The sequence below is a fragment of the Kitasatospora sp. NPDC024654 genome (assembly GCF_055559155.1).
The window spans coordinates 1-4,982 of record NZ_JBVHLF010000189.1 but is presented as its reverse complement, the minus strand read 5'-3'; the positions used below and the strand labels follow the sequence as shown (position 1 = coordinate 4,982).

The window sequence follows — 4,982 nt, the reverse complement described above, 5'->3', positions numbered from 1 at the left end:
GGCGCCGAGGCGGGCGACGTCCTCGATGACCTCGACCAGATCGCGGCCGCCGGCGAACAGGGCATCGATTTCGCCTCGGATGTTCTCGATGGGGGGTACTCGCGTGGACACGGGCGTAGCGGTCCCTTCGGGGCTGTGACGTGCGAACTTGGCGGTTCAGCACGGCACCCTACGCCCGTGATCCTTTTACACCGCAGGTTGGACGCGACCCATCACGTTAACTTCGTGGCCTTGGCGGTTGACCTCCCACGACTTGCTGGGGGAGGTTCCGCAGCCCCATCGTCTTGTCGGCTCTCACCCGGTCCTCCACGACGGCGTGAGCGCGGGCCAGTGCGTCCAGCCACCGCGGCTGGTGCGAGCCGGCGATCCCCCACATGCGCCGGACGTTCGTGGCGATGACCGAGTACTTCCAGCCGGTCCGCTTCTCCAGGGCTGTCAGCTTCTTCAGGTGCCGTCCGGCAGGCCGGACCCGGCGCACGAGCAGCCGCATGGCGACGGGCCAGCCGGGCCGGGTGTTCAGGCCGGTCAACTCCGCGACGCTGTAGCCCTCCTGAACCTCTCCGCTTTGCCGCAGGGAGGTCTCCCACGCCTGCTCCGGCGGCTTCGCGATCGCCTTCTCGTCGTCCTCGGTGATCGTCCAGCCGACCAGGTAGCGCACGGTGCGGCGGGCGGTGTTCAGTGTCTCCAGGTGTTCCAGCAGGTCGTGGGTGGCACCCGCGCCGTCGATCCTCACCAGGATCTTCGCGGCGCTCGAGCCCGGGATCTGTCGAAGCGCGGCGGTGAGCACGGTGATGTGGTCGGCGACGGTGTTGGAACCGGCGTTGCCCGGCCGCAGCAGCATCGACAGCGACTCCTGGGTGTTCGCGCACCAGCACGCGAGCGGGTGGAAGCCCCATGTCCTCTTGAACGTGACTGCCGACCCGATCGAGCAATGCTCAAGACCTGTGGATCGGTTTCCGAGAGGAACACAGCAGGCGTACCTTCCCGATTGATCCTTTGATGGTCACCGAGTAGGCCCGCGTTACAGCGCGGGTCGGGAAGGCACGCCCGTGCTCAGCGTAGTCACCGACGAGGGCTCCACCCAGTCCGGCTCCTTGATCGACGAGATCGTCCGCGAGGGCGCCCGACGCATGCTGGCCGCCGCACTGGAGGCGGAAGTCAACCAGTACATAGCCGAGTTGGCAGCCGAGACCGACGAGCGAGGCCGTCGCATGGTGGTCCGCAACGGCCACCACCAACCCCGCACCGTGGTCACCGCGGCCGGCCCGGTCGAGGTGCGGGCGCCGCGGGTGGACGACCGCCGGATCGACGAGGAGACCGGCGAGAGAAGGCGGTTCTCCTCGAAGATCCTGCCACCGTGGTGCCGCAAGTCGCCGAAGATTTCCGAGGTGCTGCCGCTGCTCTACCTGCACGGACTGTCGTCCGGGGACTTCATGCCCGCGCTGGAGCAGTTCCTCGGCGGAACCGCCGGCCTGTCTCCGGCCACCGTGACACGGCTGACCAAGCAGTGGAGCGACGACCACTCGGCCTTCCAGGAGCGCGACCTGTCCGACCGCGACTACGTCTACGTATGGGCTGACGGCGTGCACCCAAGGTCCGCCTCGGCCAGGCCCTGCGTCCTGGTCCTGCTCGGTGTCCGGCTGGACGGAACCAAGGAGCTCATCGCGATCGCCGAGGGCCTGCGGGAGTCCACCGAGTCGTGGGCCGACCTGCTGCGCGACTGCCGCCGACGCGGCATGCGCGACCCCGAGCTGGTGGTCGGCGACGGCGCGATGGGCCTGTGGCGGGCGCTCGCCGAGGTGTTCCCGGCCGCACGGCCGCAGAGGTGCTGGGTTCGCAAATCCCGCAACGTCACCAACTGCCTGCCCAAGTCCGCCCAGCCCGGGGCGGTGAAAGCGATGCAGGAAATCTACAACGCGGAGGACCGCAGCCACGCTGAGAAGGCGATCGAGGCGTTCGCGAAGACCTACGGCGCCAAGTGGCCGAAGGCCGTCGCGAAGATCACCGACGACCGGGACGAACTGCTCACGTTGTACGACTTCCCGGCCGAGCACTGGATCCACCTGCGGACCACCAACCCCATCGAGTCGACGTTCTCCACGGTCAAGCTCCGCACCAAGGTCACCCGCGGCGCGGGCAGCCCGGCCGCAGTCCTGGCCATGGTGTTCAAGCTCGTCGAGTCCGCCCAGGCTCGCTGGCGCGCGATCACCGGCGCCCACCTCGTCGCTCTCGTCCGCTCCGGCGCCAGATTCAAGAACGGCGTCTTGATCGAGCGCGCCGAATCTACGGCTGCCTGATCACATGTCACCCGGTACTTGGCTGTGCGAAGCGCCGGAAGTCCGGGACCGCCGTATACAGCGCCAGCATGACTGCCACCACCAGCAGGCCCCCGCCCGTGACCGCCCACATGGGACCAACCACGGAGGCCGCTGCGCCGTGGGCCAGGCCCGCAAGGCGGGGGCCGCCGGCGGCTATGACCGTGTCGGCGCCTTGCAGACGACCTCGCAGCTCGTCGGTGACGACGGTTTGAAGTGCGGACTTGCGGAACGCGCTCAGCACAGTGAGCGCGGCGCCGGCCAGGACAAGCAGGCCCGAAGCCGCTGCCAGGGACCGGGCCAGGCCGAACCCGGCGATGGCCCCGCCCCAGCAGCAGACAGCGCCGCAGATCGCGGCACCATAGCGACGGTCCCGGGTGAAGGTCCCGGACAGCAGTCCAGCCAGCACGCTGCCGACCGGGATCGCCGCATACAGCACGCCCACGGCGTCAGCGCCGCGCAGTCCTGCGGCGAGCTGCGGATACACCGCGTAGGGCAGGCCGAGGAAGAGCGCTGAGAAGTCGGCGACGTAGGTAACGACCAGGACCTTGTCCATGGTGAGCAGCCGGAGCCCGGCCAACACGCCGTTCCTGCCAAGGCCGCGTCCGCCGGAGCCTATAGGCGGCAGCGGCGGGAGGTGCCACACGGCCAGGAGCGTCGCTGTGAGCGCCACGGCATCGATCAAGTAGAGCGTGGGGCTCCCGACAACAGGCAGCAGCGCGCCGGCCAGCAGCGGGCCCGCGATTCCCGCTGACCAGGAAGCCGTCGACTGCAGCGTGTTCGCCGCCGGCAGGACGGCAGCGGGTACCAGGCGAGGGACGACTGCTCCGCCTGCGGCGGCGTTCGCGCCGAAGCAGGCCTGTTGCAGCCCCACTAGGACGAGCAGTAGCGCCACCGAACGCAGGTGGGCAGCGGCTTGGAACCACAGCAGCAGCGAGGCCACCCCGATCCCGGAATTGGTGCACAGCAGCACCAGACGCCGGTCGGCGGTGTCCGCCACGGCTCCTCCCCACAGCGATCCGAGGACCATCGGAACGAAGCCGACAAGGCCCGCGAGTCCGACGTCGGCAGATGAACCGGTCAGGCTGTAGATCTGCATCGGCACGGCCACCGCCGTGAACTGAGCACCAGACGTCGTGATCGCACCCGCGAGCCACAGTCTGCGGAAGTCCTTATGCCGCAGCGGCTCGATATCCATGAAGATCCGCATGGCCAAACGCTGGGGCTTACCCCAGGGGCAAGGTCAATGCCTGGCCCACAGGAGCCCGCCCGCACCTGCCGGGCACCCGGGCGAGCGTCAGCGAGTCTCGATCCACAAGTCTTGACAGTTACTCGACCCGATCTTGTTAGAGGAGGACAGGATGATCGTGGCGTCGACGTCGATGACGATCCAGCCCGTCAGCCGCTTGCCCGCCGCCACCAGCCAGGGGAAGCCACCGGGCCGCAGACGCAGCAGGCCCCACACGTGCCGGCGGACCCGGGCGCGGGCCTTCGCGATCCGGTTCACAGCGGGCTCGTCCAGCGCGGCCAGCGTCCGGTGCGCGGTGGAGTCCGAGGCTGCGGCCCCCGGTAGGGCGGTGTGGTGGGTCTGGAGCTGTTCGGCTTCCGACAGGTTCTTCGCTCCGAGCACGATCGCGCTCGCCAGGCCCAGCAGCACATCCGCGCGGTCACGCCAGGTCGCGCTGCCGCCCGCCGGCCACAGCCGCCGCAGCGCGTCGGTCAGTCCGACCCGGTCGGCGACCTGGTGCAGCAGCACCACCCCCGCGTGCCCGATCAGGCCCTTCCCGTCGGCGGCCACCGACAGCCCCCGGCTCCACCCTGTACGCTCGCTCACCGAGAAGGTGCACCTGTTCTTGCAGTGGATACGACGTCGCAATCGCATCCTTGCAGGCCAGAGGAACCTTCTTCTAATTCATGGTCAGATCAATGCAGTCGGTTGAATACCCGAGGTTGGTGACCGAGTCGTGTGAGACGATTGTTCCGCGGACGTCGGGCCTGATCGGTCCAGTGAGCGTCGAGCCGGATGACGTTGATCGCGGTGGCGGAGTAGGCGTGCTGCAGGCTGACCATGGGCAAGCCGCGGTAGCGGGCCCGGCGCAACCCGGTGACGTCCAGGGCCTGGTTGATCGTGCCTTCGACACCAGCGCGGAGGGCGTACTTGGCCTGCCAGGTGTTTGTGGCTCTTCGGTTGCTTCCGTGGGTGGGGTTATGCGGTTTGACGGCCTGGTAGCTGGGGGCGGTGGCCGCCGAGGCTGAGCATGGCGAGTGCGATGAGTGTGGTGGGGCCCTTGAAGCCGAAGGCCATGCGGGTGATCGGGCGGATCTTGGTGTTCATGCTCTCGACGAGTCCGTTGCTGAGGCCGTGCTCGGCGGCGGCGGTGATGGCGTCCCGGTACGTGATGATGGCGCGTTGCAGTTTGACGAAGGGCTCCAGGCGGGACCGGCGGGCCCACTGCACCCAGTCGCGCAGGGCCTCGGCGGTGTCAGGGTCGCACTTCAACGCCAGCCGAAGGCCTTCCTTCAGCAGATATGCGCGGTGCAGGACAGGGTGGGCCTTCGCGATGAACTCCATGGGTGCATATCTTCTGAGGATGGAAGCAAGACCGGGGTGCCCCGCGCAGACACGTATCTGCCCGCACCGTGGAGTGCCTCACGCAGGCGGCGTCC

At 68.5% G+C, this 4,982-nt stretch carries 4 protein-coding genes and 2 pseudogenes; 1 reads left to right on the top strand and 5 read right to left on the bottom strand.

What is annotated here, in order from left to right; translation table 11 throughout:
- Positions 1–217: 217 nt before the first annotated feature.
- Entirely contained in the window at positions 218–925 is a 708-nt protein-coding gene (locus tag ACZ38L_RS38445; RefSeq protein WP_465702618.1) for a transposase, read from the bottom strand.
- A 124-nt stretch (positions 926–1,049) separates the two neighbouring features.
- Here ACZ38L_RS38445 and ACZ38L_RS38440 point away from each other — a divergent pair, with 124 nt between their 5' ends.
- The gene (locus tag ACZ38L_RS38440; protein WP_465702616.1) at positions 1,050–2,297 is read left to right on the top strand and encodes an IS256 family transposase; all 1,248 of its coding nucleotides are present in this window, start codon (positions 1,050–1,052) and stop codon (positions 2,295–2,297) included.
- Positions 2,298–2,304: 7 nt separating this feature from the next.
- Here ACZ38L_RS38440 and ACZ38L_RS38435 read toward each other — a convergent pair whose 3' ends face one another.
- The 4 genes and pseudogenes from ACZ38L_RS38435 to ACZ38L_RS38420 all read right to left on the bottom strand — a co-directional run.
- On the bottom strand, positions 2,305–3,525 hold the full coding sequence (locus tag ACZ38L_RS38435; RefSeq protein WP_465702614.1) for an MFS transporter: 1,221 nt from the start codon (positions 3,523–3,525) through the stop codon (positions 2,305–2,307).
- Between the two features lie 87 nt (positions 3,526–3,612).
- Complete coding sequence (locus ACZ38L_RS38430) at positions 3,613–4,149, bottom strand: hypothetical protein (protein WP_465702612.1); 537 nt, start codon at positions 4,147–4,149, stop codon at positions 3,613–3,615.
- Between the two features lie 89 nt (positions 4,150–4,238).
- A pseudogene (locus tag ACZ38L_RS38425) lies at positions 4,239–4,499 on the bottom strand (transposase); the annotation flags it as partial.
- A gap of 22 nt (positions 4,500–4,521) precedes the next feature.
- A pseudogene (locus ACZ38L_RS38420) lies at positions 4,522–4,875 on the bottom strand (transposase); the annotation flags it as partial.
- Positions 4,876–4,982 lie beyond the last annotated feature (107 nt).